The sequence below is a fragment of the Ignavibacteriota bacterium genome (assembly GCA_016707525.1).
Lineage (GTDB): Bacteria > Bacteroidota > Ignavibacteria > UBA10030 > UBA6906 > JAGDMK01.
In genome coordinates, this window is sequence record JADJHP010000006.1 from 316,753 (window position 1) to 341,546 (window position 24,794).

Annotated in this window: 17 protein-coding genes; 14 read left to right on the top strand and 3 right to left on the bottom strand. The window is 62.7% G+C overall.

Going from position 1 to position 24,794, the window contains the following annotated elements; translation table 11 throughout:
• Position 1 precedes the first annotated feature (1 nt).
• From IPI01_11725 to rbsD, 14 genes are all read left to right on the top strand, one after another.
• Complete coding sequence (locus IPI01_11725; protein ID MBK7258447.1) at positions 2–2,803, top strand: SUMF1/EgtB/PvdO family nonheme iron enzyme; 2,802 nt, start codon at positions 2–4, stop codon at positions 2,801–2,803.
• A gap of 3 nt (positions 2,804–2,806) precedes the next feature.
• Positions 2,807–3,049, top strand: a complete 243-nt coding sequence (locus tag IPI01_11730; protein MBK7258448.1) for a hypothetical protein — start codon at positions 2,807–2,809, stop codon at positions 3,047–3,049.
• Positions 3,046–4,782, top strand: a complete 1,737-nt coding sequence (locus IPI01_11735) for a DUF2961 domain-containing protein (protein ID MBK7258449.1) — start codon at positions 3,046–3,048, stop codon at positions 4,780–4,782. Before IPI01_11730 ends, IPI01_11735 begins: the two co-directional genes overlap by 4 nt.
• Before the next feature lie 14 nt (positions 4,783–4,796).
• Positions 4,797–6,944: a hypothetical protein gene (locus tag IPI01_11740; GenBank protein ID MBK7258450.1), complete on the top strand. Its 2,148-nt coding sequence runs from the start codon at positions 4,797–4,799 to the stop codon at positions 6,942–6,944.
• 21 nt (positions 6,945–6,965) lie between these two features.
• Positions 6,966–9,053, top strand: coding sequence for a T9SS type A sorting domain-containing protein (locus IPI01_11745; protein MBK7258451.1), 2,088 nt, complete (start codon positions 6,966–6,968; stop codon positions 9,051–9,053).
• 90 nt (positions 9,054–9,143) lie between these two features.
• Positions 9,144–9,602 (top strand): hypothetical protein, encoded by a 459-nt coding sequence (locus tag IPI01_11750; GenBank protein MBK7258452.1) that lies wholly within the window; start codon positions 9,144–9,146, stop codon positions 9,600–9,602.
• 19 nt (positions 9,603–9,621) lie between these two features.
• On the top strand, positions 9,622–12,498 hold the full coding sequence (locus tag IPI01_11755; protein MBK7258453.1) for a hypothetical protein: 2,877 nt from the start codon (positions 9,622–9,624) through the stop codon (positions 12,496–12,498).
• 6 nt (positions 12,499–12,504) lie between these two features.
• On the top strand, positions 12,505–13,332 hold the full coding sequence (locus IPI01_11760; protein MBK7258454.1) for a LacI family DNA-binding transcriptional regulator: 828 nt from the start codon (positions 12,505–12,507) through the stop codon (positions 13,330–13,332).
• On the top strand, positions 13,229–13,594 hold the full coding sequence (locus tag IPI01_11765) for a substrate-binding domain-containing protein (protein ID MBK7258455.1): 366 nt from the start codon (positions 13,229–13,231) through the stop codon (positions 13,592–13,594). Before IPI01_11760 ends, IPI01_11765 begins: the two co-directional genes overlap by 104 nt.
• Complete coding sequence (locus IPI01_11770; GenBank protein ID MBK7258456.1) at positions 13,591–14,742, top strand: hypothetical protein; 1,152 nt, start codon at positions 13,591–13,593, stop codon at positions 14,740–14,742. The genes IPI01_11765 and IPI01_11770 overlap by 4 nt, the downstream gene beginning before the upstream one ends.
• The gene (locus tag IPI01_11775) at positions 14,729–15,481 is read left to right on the top strand and encodes a hypothetical protein (protein ID MBK7258457.1); all 753 of its coding nucleotides are present in this window, start codon (positions 14,729–14,731) and stop codon (positions 15,479–15,481) included. The genes IPI01_11770 and IPI01_11775 overlap by 14 nt, the downstream gene beginning before the upstream one ends.
• Positions 15,421–15,900: a hypothetical protein gene (locus tag IPI01_11780; GenBank protein ID MBK7258458.1), complete on the top strand. Its 480-nt coding sequence runs from the start codon at positions 15,421–15,423 to the stop codon at positions 15,898–15,900. The genes IPI01_11775 and IPI01_11780 overlap by 61 nt, the downstream gene beginning before the upstream one ends.
• Positions 15,897–18,224, top strand: coding sequence for an alpha-xylosidase (locus IPI01_11785; protein MBK7258459.1), 2,328 nt, complete (start codon positions 15,897–15,899; stop codon positions 18,222–18,224). The genes IPI01_11780 and IPI01_11785 overlap by 4 nt, the downstream gene beginning before the upstream one ends.
• A gap of 43 nt (positions 18,225–18,267) precedes the next feature.
• The gene (gene rbsD / locus IPI01_11790) at positions 18,268–18,669 is read left to right on the top strand and encodes a D-ribose pyranase (protein MBK7258460.1); all 402 of its coding nucleotides are present in this window, start codon (positions 18,268–18,270) and stop codon (positions 18,667–18,669) included.
• A gap of 12 nt (positions 18,670–18,681) precedes the next feature.
• Here the strand turns inward: rbsD and IPI01_11795 are convergent, their stop codons facing one another.
• From IPI01_11795 to IPI01_11805, 3 genes are read right to left on the bottom strand one after another with little or no spacing between them, the layout of a single operon-like run.
• Entirely contained in the window at positions 18,682–19,701 is a 1,020-nt protein-coding gene (locus IPI01_11795; GenBank protein ID MBK7258461.1) for a hypothetical protein, read from the bottom strand.
• Complete coding sequence (locus IPI01_11800; GenBank protein ID MBK7258462.1) at positions 19,698–22,352, bottom strand: glycoside hydrolase family 3 C-terminal domain-containing protein; 2,655 nt, start codon at positions 22,350–22,352, stop codon at positions 19,698–19,700. Before IPI01_11800 ends, IPI01_11795 begins: the two co-directional genes overlap by 4 nt.
• The gene (locus tag IPI01_11805; GenBank protein ID MBK7258463.1) at positions 22,352–24,793 is read right to left on the bottom strand and encodes an alpha-mannosidase; all 2,442 of its coding nucleotides are present in this window, start codon (positions 24,791–24,793) and stop codon (positions 22,352–22,354) included. The genes IPI01_11800 and IPI01_11805 overlap by 1 nt, the downstream gene beginning before the upstream one ends.
• Position 24,794: the final 1 nt, after the last annotated feature.

Genomic DNA, 24,794 nt, shown 5'->3' on the forward strand with positions numbered 1-24,794 from the left:
CATGACCTGTATACAGCGGTGGCTCGTCCTTCTGGGCGTGGTGTCGATCGCAGGCGTTTCCCCGGCGCAGGATATCCGGAGTGTCGAACTCGGGACCGGCGCAGGGTTGATGATACGCTCCTACACAGGCACGGATGGCAAGGTCCGTACCCTTCCGCGCCCCCTTCCCCTCGTGAGTTATTGGCTCAACGACACACTGGTCTCCACGGCAACATGCACCGCGCGGAAGTCCGGCGACAGCATCGTGTGGTCAACCCGCAGGATGCTCAATGGCGTCGTTCGAGTGACGGCCCTGCCGAAGCGCGGTGTGCAGATCGACATTACATTCCGTAACGCGTCGCGCGATACCGTGTCGCTGGCGGACGTTGTTCCGTTCGGCGAGGATCCCTCGCGCGTGTTCATTCGTGCGAACGGCCCGGCCACACCCCAACTGCGTCTGTCCCGCTCCGCGCTGTTCCGTCCGGGTTACGGGCCCATCGGTGTGGTGCTTCCCGACAACGCCTGGGAAATGGGGTTCTGTGATGCCCCGCTGGAGAATGGGCGCGGGCTCACCGCCATTGCACGGCGGCAGGACTCCGCTTCCGCCGAACTCCGCCGCTTCCGTGCCGACATCCCGCCCGGCGGCTGGGTGGCGTACCGGATGTACCTTGACGATCACCCGGGCGACTGGCGTGACGGCATGCGCATGATGTTCCGCGACCGGTGGCTGTACGATCTCGAAACGTTCGACACATCGTTGTTCCAGCGCGCGGACCTTGCGTGGATCCGCAGCAGTTATCTGCTCATGCTCCAGTTCGCGTGGGACCAGGACTATTACGACGCGCTGGCAGGACAGTACAGGTTCGATGCGTTCTTGACGCATTGGAACCATCTCGTGGGCGGGTTCGAGGCGTTCATGCTCTGGCCCACGTGGCCGCGGCTGGGTGTGGACCAGCGGAATCAGTGGGACATGTACAAGGACCTTCCCGGCGGCCTTCCGGAGATCCGGCGGCAGGTGGGGGTGGCGCGCAAAGCAGGCACGCGCTACTTCATCGCCTACAACCCGTGGGATGAAAGCACCCGGCGGGAGGACCACCTCCGTGGCATGGAAGACATGCTGAGGAAGCTCGACGCCGACGGGGTTGTCCTTGATACCTGGGGACAATCCAGCCGGGAATTCCAGGGCGCGGCGGACAGGGTCAAGCCGGGCGTCATCCTGTATAGCGAAGGGATGGCCGTACCGAAGGATATGCCGGGCATCGTCGCGGGGCGTGTGCATGATGCCATCTACATGCCACCGCCGCTGAACCTGAACAGGCTCATCAAACCCGACTTCGCGATCTTCCGTGTCATCCAGGTCGCCGAGGGGAGGATCCACCGCGAGATCGCGGTTGCGTTCTTCAACGGGCACGGTACGGAACTCAATATCATGCGTCCGGGGCGACCGGGATGGATCGAAGAGGAGTTGGCCTATCTCGGACGGACCACGAAGATCCTCCGCGAGAACAGTGCGGTGTTCATGGATCAGGGATGGACGCCGTTGGTGCGGACCGCTGCCGACAGCATCTGGGTGAATGCGTGGCAGGGGAAGGACAAGACGCTCTTTACCGTGTACAATCTCCGTCCCGAAGGGTGGTCCGGCCCTCTGTTCAAGGCGAGAGTGGATACGTCCTTCCATGCGGTGGATATCTGGAACCATGAGGAGTTGTCGTTGGACGTGGCGCGGGACAGCGCCATGCTTTCCGTGACCGCCGATGGCTTCAGCCGCGCATGGCTCGGGACCAGGAGAGAGGGGAGTGTGGATTGCATCGCGCTCTTCAAGAAGAACCTGCGCATCGCACTTGACGGCGACTCGCTGTCCATCAGGACCACAGCGGGGTCACGTGTGGTCGTGTGGGCGGGTGAACCTGCGTACAATACTCCCTCCGCACAGTTCACCGCGGATGCGCGGACCATCTCGCTGTACAAGACACTCGGGCGCCACGAAGAGAAGGTCGTAGTGCAGTTGTTCAACGGCACCGAATTGATGGACGAACGGATCGTGGAGATCCCGCTTGCAACGCCGCGTCCCATTGCCACGCGTATCACCACCACGCCAGCCAACGAGGTGCCGCAGGGAATGGTCCGCATACCCGCAGGTCCATTCCGCTACGCCTCTACCCGGAGCTTCCTGTCGCCGAATGAAGTGATCCCGTATCCGGGGGCGCAGGAACCGCGCACGTATCCGATGGTGGAGTTCTACATGGACACGTACCCGGTGACCAACGCGCAGTTCCGCGATTTCCTTGCGGCGACACGCTATGCGCCCGCGGACGGGACCAACTTCCTGAAGCACTGGGTGAATGGACAGCCGGTGCCGGGCTCGGAGAAGCATCCGGTCGTCTATGTTGACCGGAATGACGCGGCGGCATATGCGCGCTGGGCGGGCAAGCGGCTCCCGACCGAGTTGGAGTGGCAGTATGCCGCGCAGGGGACCGATGGAAGAAAGTATCCGTGGGGCAAAGAGTTCGACTCCACCCGGTGCAACTACGGCACGCAGGCGACGGCCCCGGTGGATGCATTCCCGACAGGGGCAAGTCCGTTCGGTGTCATGGATATGGTCGGGAACGTGTGGCAGCTCACCGCCGACCTCTATGCGAATGGCACGTTCTACTACGGGATGCTCCGTGGCGGCAGCTACTACAACCCGACGTCGAGCTGGTGGTATGTGCGGGGCGGGCCGCAGCCGGTGGACAATCCTCAGATCCTGCTGCTTGTTGCGCCGGGGTTCGACCGGTGTGCCACGGTGGGCTTCCGCTGTGTGAAAGATGCGGCGCGCAACTAGATCATGAAACGGAATGACATGATGAACCGATGGCCCCTTTTCCTTGCCATGCTTCTGGTCCTTGCTCCCTGCGGGCAGGCTCAGAGTATCATGGACAATATCCTTTCGCCCTCCCGTTTGCCGCAGATCAAACCCGGTCGGTTGTTGCAGGCTTCGAGCGTCGATACGAGCGGAGGGAACAGCGACTTCATCGCGATCCCTCCGGGGAAGACCGCGGTGATCGCGTCGATCAAGGGGCCGGGATGATCGTCGGGCTCTGGTTCACGATCATGTCCACCGATGAGCACTTCCTCCGCAGGATCCTGTTGCGTGCCTACTGGGACGATGAGAAGACGCCTTCCGTCGAAGTACCGGTGGGGGATTTCTTCGGTACGGGATTCGCGTACAAGCACTATCTGACACCGTGGCTCGGCATGTCGAGTGGCGGATACTACTGTTACTTCCCGATGCCGTTCGCGAAAGCAGCGCGGCTCGAGATCGTGAACCAGACAGGGGAGGAGATCCAGTCGTTCTACTATCATGTCAACTGGCGGACGCTGGATCAGGCGCCGGCCGCGGACATGGGATACTTCCATGCTTCCTGGCGGCGTGAGCCACGCACGCGGTCGGAGAAGCCGTTCGTCATCCTCGATGCAAAGGGTCGCGGACACCTCGTCGGCGTCAACATGAGCATGCAGGGATATGACAACGGCATGCAGTATCTGGAAGGGGATGAGCTGGTCACGGTGGACGGCGAGAAGGCTCCGTCGATCCGCGGTACGGGGACCGAGGACTATTTCAACGGGGGGTGGTATTTCAACAAGGGTGAGTTTGCAGCACCGTACCACGGGTTGATCCTGAAGGACGACACGCTCAACCGGATCGCGGCGTACCGCTTCCACATCCAGGATGCCATCTCATTCACGTCATCGCTCAACTTCAGCATCGAACACGGCGACCAGAACGCGGAGATCGCAGATTACAGCAGCACGGCGTACTGGTACCAGCTTGAACCGCATGCCCCGTTCCCGGCGATGCTTCCTCCCGCTGCGCGCATCCCTCTGCGGGTGGTGGTGCCGAATGGCGGGGTGGAAGCCGAGGACCTGCTCCCCCGGGCGGGTGGCCTGAAAGCGAAGGCCGAAGACATGACGGGATACGGCGCCGAGTGGAGCGGGATGAAGCAACTCACCCTGGACTTCGCGCGGCCGGGCGAGGGGGTGGACCTTTCGTTCCCTGTGGAGGAGGAGGCGTATGATGTCGCAATGTACATCGCGAAAGGGCCCGGATACGGCCGTGTTCGGGTGACGCAGGGAGAGCGGACGCTGGCAGAATACGATGGCTATGCGCCGGCGGTCGTCCCCGGCGGGAAGATCATCCTGAAGGACGTGCAGGCGGCAAGCGGCCAGGTCCGCCTCGGAGTGTCCGTGACAGGGAAGAACGACAAGGCCTCGGGATTTGCCACCGGGATCGATGTGTTCATTCCCGTGCCCCACCGTTCCTACATTCCCGCCTGGCAACTCATCGGGCCGTTCGACAATCCGCGCGACGAACGGCTGAACCGCCGCGGCATCGATGTGCCCTATCCGCCGGAACGGGAGATCGATCTGACGAAGACCTACGCGGGCGTCAACGGACAACCGGTACGGTGGACGCTGACGCAGACCCCGCCACGCGGGCGCATGGACCTGTACCATTTCGATCCGTATGAGATGGTCGTTGTGTATGCACTCACCTACATCTATGCTCCGAAGGACCGGACCGTGCCGCTGCTTCTCGGGACCGACGACGGTGTGAAGGTCTTCGTGAACGGCGAGGCTGTGCACCGTGTGCTCGCGATACGCGTGGTGCGGCCTGACAACGACCGTGTGCCGGTGGCCTTGAAGAAGGGCTGGAACACGCTTCTGCTCAAGATCGAGAATAACTACGGCGGGTACAATTTCTATGCGCGTGTGCTCGATCCGGAACACACGCTCCGGTTCAGCCCGACCCGCACCGAATAGAAGGAGACTGCGTGATGCACCTCTGGAAAACCGCCGGGCTCCTCATTGCCCTGGTGTCCTTCGTGCCTGCTTCAGGTCAGGTCAGGATCACGGACGACTATCTGCGCTTGCAGGCCGGCGCGAAGGACCCACTGTTCACGACCTATGCTGCTCCCATGGCACGCTCCCGGTTCTTTGCGGACAAAGCGTACTTCATGGATTATTTCACGCCGGACAAGCCGATCACGTACAGCAGTCAGTTCGCGGGTGATCTGGCCGTGCTCTGGAAGTTCAACAATGTGGTGATCGCGAAGACCCGGGAGTTTGCGCGCGCGCCTGTCGTCGTGGCGTCCTTCCCGGATATGGCCGTCCTGGAGTACGAACCGTTCGCCGGCGTGAAGGTGCAGGAGACGTTCTGCGTGTACAGTTCCGGCTCGGCCGTGATCGAGCTCCATATGGCGAACACCGGCACCGTTCCGTTGAACGTGATGGTCTATCCCGTGCTGCATCTTCCGAATGATTCCCTCCGCGTGGTACGGTATGAGGACGCGGACGGCGGATACATCTTTGCCCACCATGAGGAATTGGTCCGGCTGCACAGCAATCTGTACAAGGACCGGGGGTACCCGACCGGATTCCGGAACATGCTCAGCGCCGTTCCACCGCCGTCCAGCTACGGAGCGTACGCGCGGTCGTCGATGGACGACCTGTACTTTGCGATCAAGCGGCTGAGCAAGGTCCATGAGAATGTTACGGCGCTGAACCAGGCCGGGGTCGGCCCGGTCGATGCGGTCATGCTTCAGTCGGATGTCGTGCTGCGCCCGGGGGAACAGCGCACCGTGCGCTTTGTACGGTCGGTGCAGGATGCCGCCGAACCCGAAACGGCGCTGCGTGCCGATGCCCGGGGTGCGCGCACCGCATCGATGCAGCAGTGCGTCGATGAGAATGTCGCGTTGTTCCGTACCGTGCCGCGTGTCCGGTTCCGGACCCCGGGAGAGAAGATCGTGTACATCGGGGCGTTCAATCTTGTGCGCCAGTGCATGTTGCCGCCGACCGGCCAAACGACACGGAACTTCTACGTCTTCTCCCGGAACCCGGTATGGGGATGGGGGCACGGTCATCAGGTGATGCATGAATCGCTCTCGATGATCCCGTATGTGTACCTGGATGCTCGTTCTGCGGAAGAGTCACAGCGCATCTACATGGATCAGCAGTACGAGGATGGGCTCATCGCCTACCGTCACGGCCCGCGCGGCCCGCAGGTGTATCCGCATGAAGGCGTACCGACGACATCCGCTCCATTCTTCACGTGGACGAACTGGGAGATGTACACGGTCACAAAGAACAGGGCGTTCCTGAAGGATGCGTATGCGTCAGGAGCGCGCTATATCCGCTACATGGAAACCGAGCGGGACAGGGACGGTGATGGGATGTACGAGTGGGGCCCGTACGGGATCATCGAGAACGTGCGCGACGGCTGGAACGTGGTCTTCCAGTTGTTCTCCGAGGGGACCGATGAAGGGCGGGACATCTCTCATGAGCTGGACGTGCTCGACCTGACCGCCGAGATGGCGAACGAGATGTATCATCTGCGGCAGATGGCCCGCGAACTGGGGGACACCGCCGGGGTGCGGGAGTGGACGGCGAAATTCGACCGGACGGCGGCGCTCATCAACCGGCATATGTGGGACCCGCAGGACCGCTTCTATTATAATGTCAGCATGGACAGCAACAGCTTTGTGTTCGAAGGGGCGAGCCTGAAACGGAAGGAACTCATCGGTTTTCTGCCGATGTGGGCACATGTGGCGTCGAAACAACAGGCCGCGGAACTGGTGAAACACCTGACCGATCCGACATCCTTCTGGAGGAAGTACGGTGTTCCCACGATCGCCGCGAATGACCCGCAGTACACCCCCTTCGTTGATGGATGCTGCCGCTGGAATGGGCCGGTGTGGTTGCTCTGGGACTATATCGTGATGCGCGGGTTACGGAACTATGGGTATGACGGCCTCGCCGACAAGGTTGGTGCAAAGATGATGGATGCTGTGACAACTCAATTGTCGATCAATCACCGTTTCTGGGAATCGTACAGCCCCGACTTCCCGGTGCAGGAAAGCCCGTCCAATTATATCTGGGACGCGATCATGGCGAAGGTCCTGCTGGATATGTATCATCACAAGTAGAACGGGGGCAGGGAGGTGTCTATGACAATGAACCATTCGATCGTACGCCGGGCCGCAGGCCCCGTGGCGGCACTGCTGATGCTTGCAGTGTCGGTTGCCCCGGGCCAGATCACCAAGGTCCTTGCCTTCGACATCAAAGAGCAGATCCAGATGGGGAAGGCATCGGTCACCGTCGTCCCCTCGGTCGGCGCGGATTCCACCAAGGTGTTCGACGGCAACAGTCTTACCGAGTATGCCCAGGGGTCCTCCGACTCGCTCGTCTTCACTCTTGCATTCGACTCCCTTGTGACGATCGAAAAGAGCAAGGTGTTCCTCTGGAATGACGGCAAGTGGTTTCTGGAGGGTGCGGCCACGCTTGCCGATCTGAACACCAGGACCGGGTCGTGGATCCAGCTGGTGAACAACCGCTCCCATGCATTCTTCAAATGGGATTCCCTCACGTTCGGGAAGCAGGCGCTGCGCTATCTCCGCCTGCGGTTGAAGAATCCGACCGGGCCCGGCGTTTACCTGGGCGAATGGACCATCGAAGGAACCGTGACCTACACGAACTTCGTCATCTATCCGGCCCCGCTGATGCTGGTCCCCGGTGCGAGTGCCCAGCTCACGATCAAGATCAGGGACGATCGCGGGAAGGTGTCGCCCAACTTCCTGACCGAGCCCCTGAACTATCAGAGCGCCAACCCGGCGGTCGCCGTCGGCAACGCGGATGGTACCGTGTCGGGCGTGGCGCTCGGCAGTACCACGCTCACTGTTCATACCGACGGCAATGAGCTCACAGGGAGTGCCCCGGTCACGGTGGTCCAGGATTTCGTGTCACAGAAGGTCGCCCCGATGACCATCAAGGTGGCAGTGGTCTATCAGGACCCCGTCTTGCCGTCGTCCAACCGGATCCACGAAGAGTTCCACTGGCGGAACCCGCGCGTGCTTGCGGCGTCCCTGGTGAAGCATTTCCGGGAAGCCACGGACAGCGTGGTGAACTTCCAGATCACGGAGGTCGTGGAAGCAACGCAGCTCCACACGCGCCTGCGGGGGCAGTTCATGACGGTGGATCAGTACGTCACCCTGCTGAAGGAACCGGGATGGAATACCCTGAAGGCAGCGTCGGATTCCGGATTGCTTGCCTTCGACTACCGCGAATGTGTGAAGTACTATCATTTCGACGAGAAGAGGAATCGCGGAGAGATCGATGAAGTCTGGGTCTTCGCCGCGCCCTATCTCGCCATGTACGAATCGCAGCTCCTCGGCCCCACGGCATTCTGGTGGAACTCGCCGCCGATCAAGGATGGGACGGCATTGACACGGCTGCTGTCGGTGATGGGCTTGAACTACGAACGGGGTGTCGATCAGGCGTTCCATAGCTTCGGCCACCGGTCGGAAAGTGCCATGATCCAGGCGTACAAAGAGGCGACCGGAAAGCCGTGGAACCCGAAGTCCACGACCCCGACACCATGGGACCTCTTCACGCGGATCCAGAAGGACATGCCCGGGCAGGCGCACGTCGGGAACATCCACTTCCCTCCGAACGGAACAAGCGATTACAACTACGGCAACCAGACCATGGTGACGTCGTTCGCGGAGAACTGGTACCGGTATCCGATCCTGCTGAATATGAGCCGTCAGGTGAATGTCTCCACCTGGTATTTCACCCCCGGTGAACCGCTCGCCGAAGGGTTGGACCATCTCGGCTACCTCCGGTGGTGGTACGGCCATTTGCCGAGGTATGTCGGGATCACAGACGGTGTGCTGAACAACTGGTGGCACTACGTGCTGGACTACGAGGGCGCCGTCGCTCTCGCGAAGGCCACCGGTGTGGGCACCCAGGGCAGCTACAGGATCGGTGCGCCCGAGGGCTTCCGCCTCGACCAGAACTTCCCGAATCCCTTCAATCCCTCGACCACCATCCGGTTCGATCTCGGTGCGCGAGCACCGATCAGCCTGGAAGTGTTCAACGTCGTTGGCCAGCGCGTCAGGACCCTTGCCAGCGGATTCTTTGATGCCGGCACCCATCAGGTGTCGTTCGATGCCCGGGGGCTCGCTTCCGGCGTCTACTACTACCGGCTGAGTTCGCCGCAGTGGGTTCAAACACGCATGATGGCCATGGTAAAGTAGATGGGAACGTCGATGCATCGAGATCGGTCATATCCGGGATCACACACCGTGCGCGGCGCGGTTTTCTTCATCTGTGCTCTGACTCTTCATATGGCTGCTGCTGCCCCGGCCGCCGCGGACCCTGCGCCGGAGTCCTCTGGGGTCCGGGTCGGGTATGTGGTCGCCGGAGACCGGATGAATGCCGAGGACAGTGCGGCGGTACGATGGATCGAGAGTATTCCCCGCTTCACGGCCATGGTCACCTACGCGTCCACTGCATCATGGGTTCCTCCGGCCTGCGACGTGCTCTGGATCCATTCTGCGGGTGAAGCCCCTTACGCTCTGCTCTCGCACGCGCCGGAACGTATGAAGGCACTCCGGTCGTTCCTCGTTGCCCGCGGCCACATCGTTGCCACGGGGTACGCGGCATTCCTCCCCTCCGATCTCGGGATCGAACCGGTGCGTCCCACCGTCCGGCTGGATACGCTCAAGAACGATTGGCTGTGGGACAAGAAGGGGTATCATTCCCTGCACGGTCATCCGTTGTTGAACGGCTCTCTTCGGCGGTGAATACATCGAGGACGGTGTGGTGGACCGGATCCTTCCGATCATCACGTACGACAATGAGAGCTGGCCTGCGAAGGGGAAGGTCGTCGCCGTCGAGAAATCCTATGTGTTCATGCGTGGGGCGCGGAAGGTGGCGGTGGAGCATGTCCTCAAGGGCGGCCGCATCCTCTCCCTCGGTGGCATGATCGCGTTCGCGCCGGTGAATCACCTGCGCGCGAACCTTGAACAGTTCATGACCAATGCGCTCCTCTACACCGCAGGAGTACGCATGCCGGGGCCCGTGTCCTACTGGGAGAAGATGGCTCCCGCGCCGGTCCTCGAACGGGTAACCTCACCGCCGCTCCGTACCGCGAAGCGCGCCCCGCTGGACCTGGTGTTCACCGGGGACCTGCTCCTGTCGCGTGAGAATGGCGGCACGGAGATGTTCGATGTTGCCGGACGCCGTGCGGTGATCATGGGGAAGGAGCGCGGGGGGATCGATGAGGTATGGGTCCATCCCCTCCGGATCATCCGCGACTATCAGGCCGGCATTGTCTCGGGCGATTCGGTGGCATGGCTCTCGCACATGACGCCTTCCGTTGAAGCGCGGCCATCCTCCTTCACGCGCAGGTACCGCATCGGCGGGCACGAACTCCGCGAGATCCTGGTCGCATCCCTTACGCAATCCGGCGGCTTCGTCCGTTACGAGTCCGAGATCCCCGTCCGCCTGGTCATCAGGTTCCGCACCGATCTCCGGTGGATGTGGCCGTATGAGGCGCCGGCTCTCGGGACGTTGATGTATGGATACAATGAGTCCCTGGGCGCACTGCAGGTGCGCGACCGCACAGCGATGTTCGCAGGGATGTTCGGTGCGGATGCGAAACCCGCGAAGGTCCTGGCTGGCCAGTTTGGCCGGGTCGACTGGAGTCCGCGGGCGCTCACCGGTTCACCCACCACGGACCATCAGATCGCGTTCGGCGCGGAGTACCCGCTGGGTGGCGCGGGTCGGGGCGAGTTGACGTTCGCGTTCGCCGGGACGAATGAAGGCCGGGGGCAGTGTGAGAAGGACTATCGTGCCCTTGTCGGCGATCCGGCACGCGTGCACCGTGGGTCTGCAGATCACTACCGCGCACTGCTCGGGCGCGTGACGTCGGTGACCACACCCGACGCTGAGTTCAACAAATGGTATGCGTGGGCTCTTATCGGGGCCGACAGGTTCATCGCAACGACTCCCGGGGTCGGAACCGGATTGCTGGCGGGGTATGCGACGACGGCGCGCGGCTGGAACGGTGAGCACAGGAACAGCGGACGGCCGGGCTATGCGTGGTACTTCGGGCGCGACGCGGCGTGGTCAGGCTTCGCGTTCGATGCCATCGGCGACCTGGCGACGGTGCGGGATCAGCTTGCGCTCTATCAAGCGTGGCAGGACAGGACCGGGAAGGTCCTTCACGAACTGATGACGAGTGGCGTGGTGCACTTCGATGCTTCGGATGCAACGCCGATGTATGTGATGCTCGCCGATCACTACCTGCGTGCGTCGGGCGATACGGCATTCATCCGCGCGAGCTGGCCTTCCATCGCCCGGGCCATGGACCATCTGTTCTCCACCGACACCGATGGTGATGGCCTAATCGAGAACACCGATGTCGGCCACGGGTGGGTAGAGCCCGGCGGGGAGCTGTTCGGCACCCACAGCGAGTACTACCTTTCGGTGCTCTGGCTCCGCGCCCTTGAAGGCGCCGCCGGGATCGCGGAACTGGCAGGTGATACGCAGTCCCGTCAACGGTATCTGCACCAGGCCCTGCGCGTCCGCGTCTCGCTCGAGAATGATTTCTGGGTCCCTGCCATCGATTTTTACAGTCATGGCAAGCTGAAGGATGGATCGTTCGTGAAGCAGCGGACGGCATTCCCCGCGGTGGGCCTGATCTGGGGGATCGTGGACGACGAGAGAGCCGCGCGGATGCTGCGTGCGTACGCAAGTGCGGAGTTCTCTACGGATTGGGCGGTCCGGGGACTGTCGGGTGCATCGCCGTTCTTCAATCCGAGGAGCTATCAGGAAGGTGCAGCCTGGCCGCTGTTCACGGGCTGGACAGCCCTTGGTGAATTCATGTATGGCAATTCGGTGCAGGGCTTCATTCATCTCAAAGAACTGATGCGCATCAAGGAACACTGGGCGCTCGGCCTGACGCAGGAAGTGATGCATGGCTCTGTCTACCGTCCGAGCGGTGTCTGCTTCCACCAGTGCTGGTCGGAGACCAATATTCTGCAACCGGTGATCGAGGGACTTGTCGGATGGAAGCCCGATGCCCTCCACGCTGCGGCGGACCTCACGCCACGCTTTCCGATCGACTGGGACCATGTGACGGTGGAGCGGCTCCGGTCGGGTGCCAGCGTTCTCCAGATGACCATGACGCGGGTGCCGGCATATATGACCTATACACTGCATCGCACCGCGGGCCCGCCCTGCACGGTCACACTCGCCCCTGAAGTGGCCCAGGGCATGAAGGTCGGCCGCGTCATGATCGATGGGGTGCCTCACTTTGCGGATGGGGACGTGGTGCGCGGGAAGGTGAAGACCCCGGTCGTGGTCCGCGTGGATTCCACCGTGACGGTCTCGTTCGAGTACACCGGCGGACTGGCGTTCGTGCCCGTGGTGCCTGCGCCGGCGCCCGGCGACAGCACGCGCGCGCCCCGCATCCTCGGCACGTCATACAGCGAGGGCGTGTATACGGTTGAGGTGGAGGGACGGGGTGCTACCAGCGCGATCTTCCCCTTCCGCGTGTTCGGGTTCGAGACCGTCCGCGCGGTCGGCGCGGAGGTCCGGCGAGTGGGGCAGGGGAACGCATGGGAGTGCATCGTGCGGTTCGACCCATCCACCAGCGGTTGGGCTGCGCAGCGCGTCACCCTCCGCCCGGAATGATCGATCATGGCGCTTCCCACACCATCACGGCGATCCCGGCGGACCGTACGCCACGCAACGTCGGGAGATGTTGCGAAGGCGAGCGGGGTGTCCGTCATGACCGTCTCTCGTGTCTTCAATCCCAAACCGAACGTCGATGACAGGACCCGCGCGAAGGTCCTCAAGGCCGCCCGCAAGATGCGATCCCCCCCGAACCTCCTCGCGCGGAGCCTTGCCATCAGCCGGACACGGACGATCGGCGTCGTGATCCCGGAGAGCTCGCACTCTTTTTGTCCGGAGGCGATCCGCGGCATAGAAGAAGTGACCACGAAGGCCGGGTATCATTTGCTGCTCATGCACAGTGCGGAGACGGCGGACCGCGAACGCGACGCGCTGCACACCCTCGAGGCGAACCGCGTGGACGGCATACTGCTCTCGGTTGCCCAGAACGCGGAAGATGAGAAGCCGTATGAACGGGTCATGACGCTGGGAATACCCCTGGTCTTCTTTGACCGGTGCGTCCGGGGGATCGGTGCAACCTGTGTGAGCATCGACGACGAGGAGAGTGCGCGGGTCATCACGCATCATCTCATCGAGCATGGGTACACGCGCATCGCGCATCTCGCCGGCCCACCGCACCTTGGCATCAGTCGCGACCGGGCCGCGGGCTACCGGCGCGCGCATGCGGAGGCCGGGATCGTGTGCGGTCCCTCGCGCACGGTGCTCTCCGGCTTTCATGAGGATGCAGGGTATGCAGCGATGCGTTCCGTTCTGGAGTTTCCCCGGTCGGCGCCCCCGGGCCGTTGTTGCCATCAACGATCCCGCCGCGTATGGTGCCATGCGGGCGATCACTGATAGCGGACTGAGTGTCCCGGAAGACGTTGCGGTCGTTGGATTCTCGGACGACCTCCGTGCATCCCTGATACCCGTACCGCTGACCACCATCCGCCAACCGGCCTATGATCTTGGCTGTGCCGCTGCGGAGCGCCTCATCGCGGCGATCAATGGAGAGAAGCGTTCGGGGAAGGACCAGATCGTCCGGGCAGAACTTGTCGTGCGCAGTTCGTGTGGATGCACGCCCCCGGGAACGAAAAGGACACTGGAGAAGAGATCATGAGTCCCGTCATCGAGATCGGTGTTCCGCAGGACGAGATCGAAGCCCGGCGCCGGCGGGTCGAATGCGCGAAGCGGTTCGAGGTCCCCGACCGGGTCCCGGTCATCCCCGCGATCGCCCATCGCTTTCTCGTCCCGAAGACAGGGATCTCGTTCCGTGAGTACTACCAGGATCCGGAAACGATGCTGCGGGCGCAGATCCTCGCACAGAAGTGGTTGATGGAGAATGTCCGGACCGACGCGTACAGCATCACCGGTCCGTGGGTGGGGGGATGGACGGATTTTCAGAATACGTTTGAAGCCGGGAGCCTCGGGTGCGAGATCGTGTTCCCCGAGGATGACATCCCCTGGGTCGGCCCCGGGTGGGTGGATACGGATGCCGATCTGCAGAAGCTCGAGCGGATGGACTTCGTGCAGGGCGGCATCAATGCGCGGCAGATCGCCTACCGCAAGGCGATGATGGTCGTGGCAGAAAAGTATCCTGTCCGGTTTCAGGGCGGTCCCGTGTTCTATCCCGGCATGAACCCCGCGCTCACCCACACCTCCGATGGGCCGTTCGGTGTGGCGGGCGATATCATGGGGCAGACGGAGTTGTTCATCGCGGTCAAAGAACGGCCGGAGTTCGTCCGTGAACTTCTGCGCATCGTCACGGACAAGCTCATCGCCTATCTCGATTTCTGCTGGGAGGAAGAAGGCCTCCCGGTCCCGAAGGACTTCGCGTGGACGGACGACCTTGCGGTATCGCTGTCGGCGGCAACCTACCGTGACCTGGTCCTGCCATTCGAGAAACAGCTGCGGTTCCATTTTGACGGGCGTCTCAGCCTTCATATGTGCGGCGCGACGGACCACCTGCTGGAGATCTTCACGCACGACCTGGCGATCCACGAGTTCCAGGGATTCGGGTATCAGGTGGACCTTCATACGGCCGCCCGGGTGATGGGAGGCAAGGTCGTGCTGATCGGGAATGTGAACCCGATGCTCATCCACAGCGGGACGCCGGAGGAGATCCGGCAGGCGACGCGAAGGGTGATCGAGATCCTCGGCCCGCACCGCGGGCTGATCATCCAGGACGGAAGCAACATCCCGCCGGGGACACCGGTGGAGAACATCAATGCCATGATGGAGGCGGCGGAGCTCTATGGCCGTGCATGACAATGATGTGGCGCGGTTGCCCGCGCAGTCACCTGCCCACCGTACATTCCTCGAACGGATGTGGCGCCTCGAGAACGTCGAACGCCCCGGGTTTATGTTCGGCTATGTCGGCCCGAAGGTGAAGGGAGGGTCGCCGATCAAGAGCGCATTGTTCTCGGTCGAGGGCACAGGTACCGTGCGGCAACGGCTGCAGGACCCTGAAATGTTCCTCCAGGCGCAGCTCGAAGAATTGAAAGCGACCGCCCTCCTGCCGGGCGACGTCGTGTCGTCGCTGTGTCCTGCGTTCGGCGTGGTCTCCATCCCGTCGGCCTTCGGGAGTGAGGTGGTGTGGTGGGAAGACAATCTCCCTGCGGTCCATCCGGCATGCGACGGCGAGGCGGCATCCGTGGAAGCACTGCAGGTCCCGGATCTCACGAAAGGTGAGGTCCCGCGCATCCTGAGGACGACGACCCACTTTCTCGAACGGACCGCCGGCACGGTTCCGATCCGGCTCACGGATGTGCAGGGACCCCTGGATGCCTCCACACTCATCGCGGGGCATACGGAATTTCTGGCGCTGATGAAGACCGATCCGGAGGTGGCGCACAGGCTGCTCCGGAAGGTCACGGATTTCATCATCGCCTGGTCAGGGCGCAGCGGGAGCTGGCCCGGCAGCGCGGCGTCGAATTCGTCCCGAGCATGTTCCAGCCCTGGCTCCCCGACGGCATGGGTGTGTCGGTGGCGAACGATGAGTGCGTGATGCTCTCGGCGGCGATGCACGACACCTTCAGTGTGCCGTACATGAACATGCTCTCGGAAGAATTCGGCGGTGTGTTCATGCATTCCTGCGGCGACTGGACCCATCAGTTCAGCAGCCTGGAAAAAGTGCACAACCTGCGTGGACTCGAATTCGGATCCACGGAAGCACACTACGAGAAGGTCCTCGGGCATTTCGGGGGGAAGAAGGTGCTTGCATGCCGGGTGGGGCTGCACCGCGATATGCACTTCGACGGCATGATGGACTACGTCGAACGCATCCTGCGCGCGGCCCGGACCTACCGCGGGCTCTTCATCAACGTCGATGTCACCAATGGCATCGTGGACGACACCTGGCCCGAGACCGACATCCAGGCGATCGCGCAACGCATCTCTTCGCCACCTCCCAAAGACAACGGATGAATGCACGCCCGTACAATGCACCTGATGGTTTTGAATGTGTGATCCGGGCTGCATCGATGGCCACGGATCACGGGTCAATGAGCTTCGACGCGGTGACGGAATGCGGCACGGTCGTGCGGATGTCCTTCCGCATGCCATTGCCGGACATCTGGGAGTGGACCATCGTTCCTTCCGGGGCCATGGTCCCACCGCCCACCGGCATGGTCGTGTCATCGTCTCAGCCTCCCGTTCCTGTCACCGATACCCCATCACCGCATGGGCACACTCTTTTCGCCGGCCGTAGTGTCCTTCGCATCGATGCGGACCCCTGGTTCTTCCGGATGGAGGACCCGGAGGGGACATGCCTCTTCCGTGAGAATCCCACCGACGTGGACGGTCTCGGGCGGCCGTTCGTTCTTCCGCTGGGCATCGTGCAGGGAGCACCTGGCACGCAGGCCGTGACGTTCGCTTTCCATCTGGAGCCCGACGAGGCCCTGTTCGGGCTTGGCGAGAAATTCCTCCCGTTGAACAGGCACGGCCAGCGTATCACCGCATGGACGCAGGATGCCTTCGGGTCAACGAGCGAGCGATCGCATAAAAATATCCCACTTCTCATCAGCACGCGAGGGTACGGCCTCTTCCTGGATACCGGTGCGCGGATTATCTGGGACCTCGGGGTGGCGTCCTGCCAATCCTGTACGGTGACCGTCGAAGCCCCCTCTCTGCGGATGTACCTGATACCGGGCCGGGACCCTGCTGAGATCCTGAGGCGGTATGCGTCGCTCACAGGATGCGCGCCCGTCCCGCCGCCATGGACGTTCGGGCTCTGGGTCTCGTCCGGCGGTACCTACCGCGACCAGCCGGCGATGGAAGCGCTCATTGACGGCCTGGAGAAGCACGGGATCCCCGCGGACGTCGTGCATATCGACCCCTGGTGGATGACGTGGCGGAAGTATTGCGATTTCACATGGGACGCTACATCGTTCCCGGACCTTCCCGGGTTGATCGCGCGGATGCGCGAGAAAGGTCTCCGGCTCTGTTTGTGGGAGCACCCGTACATCTCGGTGGAAAGCGAACTCTTTGCGTTCGGCAAGGATCACGGGTATTTCCTGTTGAGGCCGGATGGCGACGTGTATGTGATCGACTACGGGCTCTCGCTCGCCCCGCGCCCCGACGGGATCGTCCGTGAAGCCACACCGGAGAACTCCTGGAATGCCCGCGTGGCCATCATCGATGTGACGAACGCCGATGCCGTCCGGTGGTTCCAGGAGCTCCACCGGCCGGTGTTCAAGGCCGGCGCAGATGTCTTCAAGACGGATTTCGGCGAGGATATCCCGGCGGATGCGGTCTTTGCCAATGGCGAGACGGGGAAGACGATGCACAATCTGTATCCGCTTCTCTACAATGAAGCGGTGTCGGAGGTGACGCGGCAGGAACGGGGCCACGGTGTGGTGTGGGGACGGGCGGCGATCGGCGGGAGCCAGCGCACGCCCGTGTGCTGGTCGGGCGATCCGGCTGCGGACTTCGACAGCCTTGCCTGCACGGTGCGGGGAGGGCTCTCCATGGGGCTCTCCGGCGTGCCGTTCTGGAGCAACGACATCGGCGGGTACCGCGGCAGGCCGTTGCCGGACCTGTACGTGCGGTGGGCGCAATTCGGACTCTTCTGCTCGCACAGCCGCATGCATGGCGACAGTCCGCGTGAGCCGTGGGTCTTCGACGATGAAGCCCTGAGGATCGTGCGGCAGTACGTCCATTTGCGTTACCGCCTGTTCCCGTACCTGTATAGTGCCGCCATCGAGGCGAGCCGGACGGCGATGCCTGTCATGCGCGCGCTGCCGCTGATGTGGCCCGATGATCCACACGCGTCTGTGCACGATCAGCAGTATATGCTTGGCCCGTCGCTCATGGTCGCCCCTGTCGTTCACCCATCGGGGAAGAAGATCGTCTATCTGCCGGAAGGCACGTGGATCGACTTCTGGACCGGCGAAGTGATCCGGGGGCCAGAGATTCTCCGGCTGGACGTATCGCTGTCCACCCTTCCGCTGTATGTGCGGGCCGGGGCAGTGATCCCGATGCTCGAGCAGGGTGCCCGGATCACCGGCGGGCGCCACGAGCGCCTCGTCCTGTCGCTCTGGTCGGATGATCAGGGGACCACGCGCTTCGCGGACGACGACGGCGAAACGGAAGTGAGCGTTTTCCCTGGCCTCGACCACTGCACGGTGAACTGGCAGGGGCCGGCGGCGCGGACGTATCATATTGAATTGCATGCATCCGGTTACCGTGGCGTGATACGTGAAGGCGACACCGGACGCGCGCGCAAGGGTTCCATGCTGGTCCGGTTGTGAGCATCATCCGTAGGTTCTGATCAACCCCAACGAGGAGTCATTCATGAAGAAGTCCGGTATCCTTCATTCTGATCTGGCGGCGATCGTGGCAGGGATGGGGCATGGCGACAAACTGGTCATCTGCGACTGTGGCTATCCGATACCGCACGACAAACCGATGGCCGATTGCGTGCTCACGGTCGGCACGCCCGGACTGGTGCAGACGTTGAAGGTGGTGCTGGGTGAGTTGCACATCGAGGGTGCGATGATGGCAAAGGAAGTGGAGCAGAAGAGTCCGGCGATCCTGAAGGAGATCCAGGCCGCCATCGGTACGGTGCCGATGAAGAAGATCTCGCATGAGAAGTTCAAAGAGTTCTGCCGCACCGAACCGAACGTGAACTTCGTCCGTACCGGTGAAGCAACCCCGTTCTCGAATATCGTGTTGATCGCCGGAGTGGTGTTCTAAGGGATCCTCCCGCTATTGCCTCAGGGCCTCACCGGCCATCGCTTCGACATTCTCCGGCGGTACGTTGGGGAGCAGGGCTTCGTGGCTCGGGCTGATGATGACGTAGGGTCCGAGCGCCTGCTTCACCCTCCGCACGTCCACCCGTACATCGTCCGGCGTGCCGTGCACGAGCAGTTCCTGTGTGTCGATCCCGCCGAGGAAGGCGATCGAGTCTTTGAAGTCGCGTGCGAGCGTTGCGGCACTCATGTTCTCCGCGCGTGCCTGCAGCGGATGCAGGCACTGGATGCCCGCCTCCACGAAGCGGCCGATGATCTGGTGCACCGAGCCGCAGGAATGCAGGATCACCTGATAGCCGCGTTCATGGGCCTGTGCCGAGAGCCGGCGCACCCATGGCATCACGAATCGTTCCAGTTGTTCCGGCCCGATCATCAATCCGCGCTGTGTCCCGAGATCGTTGCCGAAGAAGTAGGCCTCCATCGTATCGCCCGCCAGATCGTACAGCTTCGTGTTCGCTTCCAGGTAGAACGTGCACACCCTCTCGAAAGCCGCTTCCACCAGATGGGGGTGGGTGTGCATCTTGATGAGCAGTTCCTCGAATCCGAACAGGTCTGCCACGTCGTGGAAGAACGGCGCCCAGTAGCCTCCGGCCCGGTAGAATCCCTCCGCCGCCTTCAGCGCCGCGATGGTCTCGTCGAGATGCACGTAGCTGAGGGACGGCCATTCGTAGGCACGTTCGATCTCCTCCACCGTTTCGCACTGCGCCAGCGGGCCCGGGTCGCCCAGCGATGTCTTGTGCCGCCAGAGGTCGAACAGCCCCTTGCCCTCAGGGTGCCGGTACGTTGAATCCATGAGCTGGGGTGTGATCCATCGGAAGTCGCTGCCCAGGGCGCGATGCAGATCCTCCAGCGAACTGACCCCGAAGTACTTGTAATAGATCGGCAGGGTGTCGCCGTGCGGGTTGCCCAGCCAGAAGCCGCACCGGTCCACGGGCCGGCGGGCGATGATGTTCCGGATACGCTGTTGTGATGTCATTTCGTTGGTCCTGTTACCGCGAATGAGCCCGTGCGCCGGATGTCTTCCGATGAGCTGCCGACCATCACCTCGATCATACCGGGTTCGAGCACTGGCTTGAGGTCGGCGCCGGGGTACGACAATTCTGCGCCACGGAGAGTGAAGACCATGGTCTGCTGCGCACCGGGGGCGAGTGTGATACGCTGGAAGGCCTTGAGTGCTTTCACAGGCCGGGTGAAGGAGGCGATGGGGTCATGCGTATACACCTGCACGACCTCATCGCCGGTACGCGTTCCGGTGTTTCTCACGTCGATCCGTATCTGCACGGTGCTGTCGGGTGAGATCGCGGCAGGAGCAATGTCCAGGTTTGCATACGAGAATGTCGTGTAGCTGAGTCCGTGGCCGAAGGGGAAGAGCGGTTTGCCGCTGAGATCCGTGTAATCGTCGCCCCGCCCCGTGGGCTTGTGGTTGTAGTACAACGGTACCTGTCCGACGTGCTGCGGGAACGTGACCGGGAGTTTGCCGCCCGGGTTCATGTCGCCGAAGAGCACATCGGCGATGGCATTGCCGCCCTCCTCACCGGGGTACCACGCTTCGACGACAGCGGCGACGCTGTCGATCCAGTTCGCCATCGTGACGGCGTTGCCGCTGTAGATCACGACGATGGTCGGCTTCCCCGTGGCGGCAACGGCACGGATGAGTGCTTCCTGTCCGCCGGGGAGTTCCAGATGCGTCCGGTCGTATCCTTCACCCTCGATGATGCCCACTGCGATGATCGCCGCATCGGCCTTCCTGACGGCTTCCACGGCCGCGGCCTGAGCGGGATCGACCTCGGTCAACCGGCGCCAGACCAGCGCCGCATGGCACCAGCCGCTGTTCTCGTAGTAGTCCATCCTGATGTCGTACGCCCTGCCGGCCTCGAACCGCATCGTCACATCGTCCAGCGTTGCGCCGCGGTCGAACCACCGTTCGAGCATCAGTTTTCCGTCGATCCAGAGCCGCACGCCGTCGTCGGTGGCTGCCCCGATACGGTACAGACCGCTCACCGTGGGGACCAGTTTCCCTGTCCAGCGCACGGAGAACTGTTCGCGCGGGATGAGGGAGTCGGGAGATCCCATGGCCCACGTGAACTGCACACCCGGATCCACGCGGACGATGCGCGGTGTACCGGAGAATGTCATGTTGTCAAAGTACTCGGCTTTCAGGCCATGAGCGCCCGGGGGGGCGCCTGCAGGTACCAGATTCTCTGCGGGGATCATCGGAAGGACATCGAAGCCGACGCTCGCGCCTTTTTCGTACACGAGCTGTGCAGAGGGCACCGCCGCCGCGATCCCTTCACGCAGGGTCACAGCCTTCATACCATAGCCGCTGTAATCGCCGAGCACCACGGAGTCCGCACACGGCCCGACCACGGCGATGCGTTTGATGCTTTTGCTGAGCGGGAGGGTATGCGCTTCGTTCTTCAGGAGGACGATCGCCTTGCGTGCAGCGTCCCGGGCAAGGGCACGGTGAGCGGGTGCATCGTTGACCGCATCCGCCTGCGCGGCATCCACGTAGGGCGATTCGAACAATCCCAGCCGGAATTTTGCACGGAGGATGTTGGCGACGGCCCGGTGCACCGCGTCCATCGATACCAGTCCGTCTTTCGCGGCGTCGACGAGGGGATCGCCATAGTAGATGATGTCCGGGAGCTCCATATCCAGCCCCGCTTCCACGGCCATCGCCGCGGCTTCACGCATCGTGGCTGCTGCGCCGTGCTTTTCGCGGATCCCGGCAACGGAACCGTAATCCGAGACGACGAATCCCTGAAATCCCCACTCCTTCCGGAGAATGTCCGTGAGGAGCCAGTGGCTGGCAGAGGCGGGGACGTCGTTCAGGGAGTTGTATGATGCCATCACGGACGTGGCGTGGCCTTCCTGGATGCACGCTTTGAACGGTGCCAGGTAGACCTCACGGAGTTCGCGTTCTCCCATGGAGACCGGATAGGAATCGCGGCCTCCTTCCCCGTTATTCACCACGAAGTGCTTCGGGGTCGTCAGCACACCTTCATTCTCGATCGCTTCGCAGAAGGCCACACCCATCCGGGCATGGAGGAGAGGATCCTCGCCGTACGTTTCGCCGACCCGCCCCCAGCGTACATCGCGTGCGATGTTCACGACCGGCGACAGGACCTGGCGGATGCCGCGTGCACGCGTTTCCTTCGCGATCACCGTCGCGACCCTGCCCATGAGCGCGGGGTCCCAGGTCGCCGCGAGTCCGATGGCCTGCGGGAAGCTCGTGACCTTCGTGCCGATGAGTCCGTGGAGCGCCTCATCATGGAACAGGATCGGGATGCCGAGCCTGGTCCGATCGACCGCCATCCTCTGGACAGAGTTGATGCTTTCCGCGGCTGCGGTTGCCGTGAACCGGCGGAAGATGGGGCCAACGCCGCCGACGCCGTCGGCTGTGAGGTTGTTGCCCCAGACCACCTTCTTCGTCGTGCACCGGAGCTGGGCGATCTTCTCCTCGAGGGTCATCCTGGAGAGCAGATCGGCCACGCGTGCTTCGACCGGTGCCGTGCGCTGCATGTAGGTTGCCCGGAGGTCACGGTGCTGGGCCGGCGCTGTGGCCATGCCGGCAACGGACAGCATCAGGACCGCCGGGATGAGGATCGAAGATGCGTGTCTGATCATCAATGGACCTCCAACAGATGAACCTCCCGGCACGAACCCGTGCGGGAGATCCGGAGTGTCTTGATCTCGAACGGCGCGAACTTCACTGCGATGGCCTTCTTGATCCCCGCGATCCGGACGGTTGTCCGCGTGGGTTCCCCCGATGTGTCCTGGAGCCGCATGAGGAGCGCTTTGCCGTCGTCCGTTCTCCTGAGTGCTTGCAGGCGGACCGCCGGGGAGCCGATCGTAACGAGTCCTGTTGAAGCGGGCAATGCTTGTGAGGGCTTTGTGGCCTTCGCAGGCGTCCCGAACGGGAGATGCGCGTACACCGCAGGCGGTGCGGAGAGATGATCTGCGAGTGCCGGGAGCGCTGCGCGTACCTGTGCCGTGTCGCCAGCGATCACAAGCATGCGGAACTCATGTTCGCCCTGGTCCATATATCGCCGTGCCGGCGGGTCGGGGATCGGCAGGCCTTTCTCGTGGCAATATGCTGCGCTCCGGAGGACCGACAACCGGATCTCGCCATCCTTCAGGTCCACGCCGTGCTGGCCGCAGCTCACGATGCCGAGGGCTGTGTCTTTGCCGCCGATCTGTCCGGACACCATGCACCAGCGCCCGTGGACATGTTCCTCTCCGTCCGCCGGGCGTGTGATCGCACCGCCGGGGATCTCGCAGAGCAATGCCGATGAACGGAAGACTGTCGGGATGGAAAGCTTGAGGCGTTTGTGAGCCTCATGCCAGTGGATGCGGAAGGAGTACTCGATCACCGGCCAGTCGGGAGAGACGGTGGTCCGGATCGTTGCGGTCGATGCCTCGTGTGTGAGAGAGGACTCGGTGGTCCTGCGCACCGGTCCGTCGTGCAGTACGACAGGGGACTTACCTTTGGGGGTGAATGCCCCGAGAACCTTCCGGTAGTTCCAGACATCGGCACCCCAGGCGTCCCCGGTATCCTCGACGACAAGCGGCTGCATCATCGGGCCGGCAAGGACTTCGCGATGGTTCCCGGCATCGAGCGATGCGAGGAGTCCTGTCATCGGGTCGGCGGTATGACGGACGCACGGCGTGGCGGGGCTGGTCGTCCGGCTTCCTTCGTGGATGGCGATGACATACCGTGCAGCGCCGAGTTGCGGAAGGTCGGCCACGAAACTCAGTTTTCGCCGCCACTGGTTGAAGGGGAGGAGTGATTCCGGTTGCTCTTCCTGGCAGGGGATCTCTGTTCCGTCCGGCGTCGTAACGCGGAGATGCCAGGTGCCCGTCCATTTGGGGCGGAGGTCCAGCATGCACTCCACGTCAACCGGCACGCGGGTCAGCGCCGTGTTGGCGTTCAGGATCGTGACCGGTATATATGCAGGGTGGTGCGGGCCCCTGTTGAGTGCCGCTGCGGTGCCCATGCGTACGGTGCTGATGGTGGATGCCGCGGCGCCGTAGAGGTCGAGGGCATCCTGTTCCGCCGGCTGTGTACATGAGCCGGGGAGGATATCGTGGAAATCATTGAACAACGTCTGCTCCCATGCCTGCTGCAATTCGCCGGCGGGGTATTCATCTTTGCCTGCCCACCAGGACGCAGTTGCCAGAGCTTCCGTCTGGAGGAGTGCCGATGAGGTGGCAAGTGCCCTTCGCTTCAAGCGCGACAGAGACGTGTAGCAACCGGTGAAGACCCGCTGGATATCGCCCTGCACAACAGGCGCGGTGCGGGCGTGTGGTTTCAGGGCCGTGAAGAGCCGTTCCGGTGTACTGTGGACGATGCGTACCCGGCGTTCCTTCGCTATGAACGCATCGATCGTTTCGAGGTCTTCCTGTGTGGCGCCGCCGCCGTGGTTCCCGATCCCCCAGAAGACCGGGACATCCCGGTTCAGCTTCAGAGCGAGTTCCGTTCCTTCGGCAAGGCGCTGTTCGATGTTGTCCCGTTCGGTGTGATAGAGTCCGACGGCGATGCGGTACGTCAGGATCTCCGAGCCATCCACGCCCTGCCAGCGGTACAGGTCTGACGGGATGTGGCGTTCGGCCTCCTGCGGACGCATATGGATATACATCGTATAGCCCGCCTGGTTCAGCACCTGCGGGAGCCCGCCGCCATGGCCGAACGAATCGAAATTGTACGCGACCGTTGGGTGGGCATCGAAGTGTTCGGCGAAGAAGCGCCGGCCTTCCGCGATATGCCGGATGATGGATTCGATCAAGGGCAGATTGACGTCGGGCTGCAGATACCAGCCGCCGCTGATATGCCAGCGGCCGGCGCGGACGCGCTTCTGGATCGCGCGGAACAGGGCGGGGTCGTAGCGCTGCACCCAACGATAGAGAATGGCCTCGTTGTGGTTGAAGATCAGGCCCGGGTGGGCGTCGAGCATGCGGACCGCCGTGCCGAACGTCGACAGAGCTTCACCGCACCCCTCCTCCCATCGCCATTGCCAGACGGGATCGAGGTGGGCGTTGCAGATCAGGTGCAGGGTGGGGCGTGCCATA

What these genes read in the sequence shown, in the direction of transcription:
- IPI01_11725 (MBK7258447.1), top strand. Translation starts at nt 2, where the DNA reads ATGACCTGTATACAGCGGTGGCTCGTCCTTCTGGGCGTGGTGTCGATC.
- IPI01_11730 (MBK7258448.1), top strand. Translation starts at nt 2,807, where the DNA reads ATGAAACGGAATGACATGATGAACCGATGGCCCCTTTTCCTTGCCATG.
- IPI01_11735 (MBK7258449.1), top strand. Translation starts at nt 3,046, where the DNA reads ATGATCGTCGGGCTCTGGTTCACGATCATGTCCACCGATGAGCACTTC.
- IPI01_11740 (MBK7258450.1), top strand. Translation starts at nt 4,797, where the DNA reads ATGCACCTCTGGAAAACCGCCGGGCTCCTCATTGCCCTGGTGTCCTTC.
- IPI01_11745 (MBK7258451.1), top strand. Translation starts at nt 6,966, where the DNA reads ATGACAATGAACCATTCGATCGTACGCCGGGCCGCAGGCCCCGTGGCG.
- IPI01_11750 (MBK7258452.1), top strand. Translation starts at nt 9,144, where the DNA reads ATGGCTGCTGCTGCCCCGGCCGCCGCGGACCCTGCGCCGGAGTCCTCT.
- IPI01_11760 (MBK7258454.1), top strand. Translation starts at nt 12,505, where the DNA reads ATGGCGCTTCCCACACCATCACGGCGATCCCGGCGGACCGTACGCCAC.
- IPI01_11765 (MBK7258455.1), top strand. Translation starts at nt 13,229, where the DNA reads ATGCAGCGATGCGTTCCGTTCTGGAGTTTCCCCGGTCGGCGCCCCCGG.
- IPI01_11770 (MBK7258456.1), top strand. Translation starts at nt 13,591, where the DNA reads ATGAGTCCCGTCATCGAGATCGGTGTTCCGCAGGACGAGATCGAAGCC.
- IPI01_11775 (MBK7258457.1), top strand. Translation starts at nt 14,729, where the DNA reads ATGGCCGTGCATGACAATGATGTGGCGCGGTTGCCCGCGCAGTCACCT.
- IPI01_11780 (MBK7258458.1), top strand. Translation starts at nt 15,421, where the DNA reads ATGTTCCAGCCCTGGCTCCCCGACGGCATGGGTGTGTCGGTGGCGAAC.
- IPI01_11785 (MBK7258459.1), top strand. Translation starts at nt 15,897, where the DNA reads ATGAATGCACGCCCGTACAATGCACCTGATGGTTTTGAATGTGTGATC.
- rbsD (MBK7258460.1), top strand. Translation starts at nt 18,268, where the DNA reads ATGAAGAAGTCCGGTATCCTTCATTCTGATCTGGCGGCGATCGTGGCA.
- IPI01_11795 (MBK7258461.1), bottom strand. Translation starts at nt 19,701, where the DNA reads ATGACATCACAACAGCGTATCCGGAACATCATCGCCCGCCGGCCCGTG.
- IPI01_11800 (MBK7258462.1), bottom strand. Translation starts at nt 22,352, where the DNA reads ATGATCAGACACGCATCTTCGATCCTCATCCCGGCGGTCCTGATGCTG.
- IPI01_11805 (MBK7258463.1), bottom strand. Translation starts at nt 24,793, where the DNA reads ATGGCACGCCCCACCCTGCACCTGATCTGCAACGCCCACCTCGATCCC.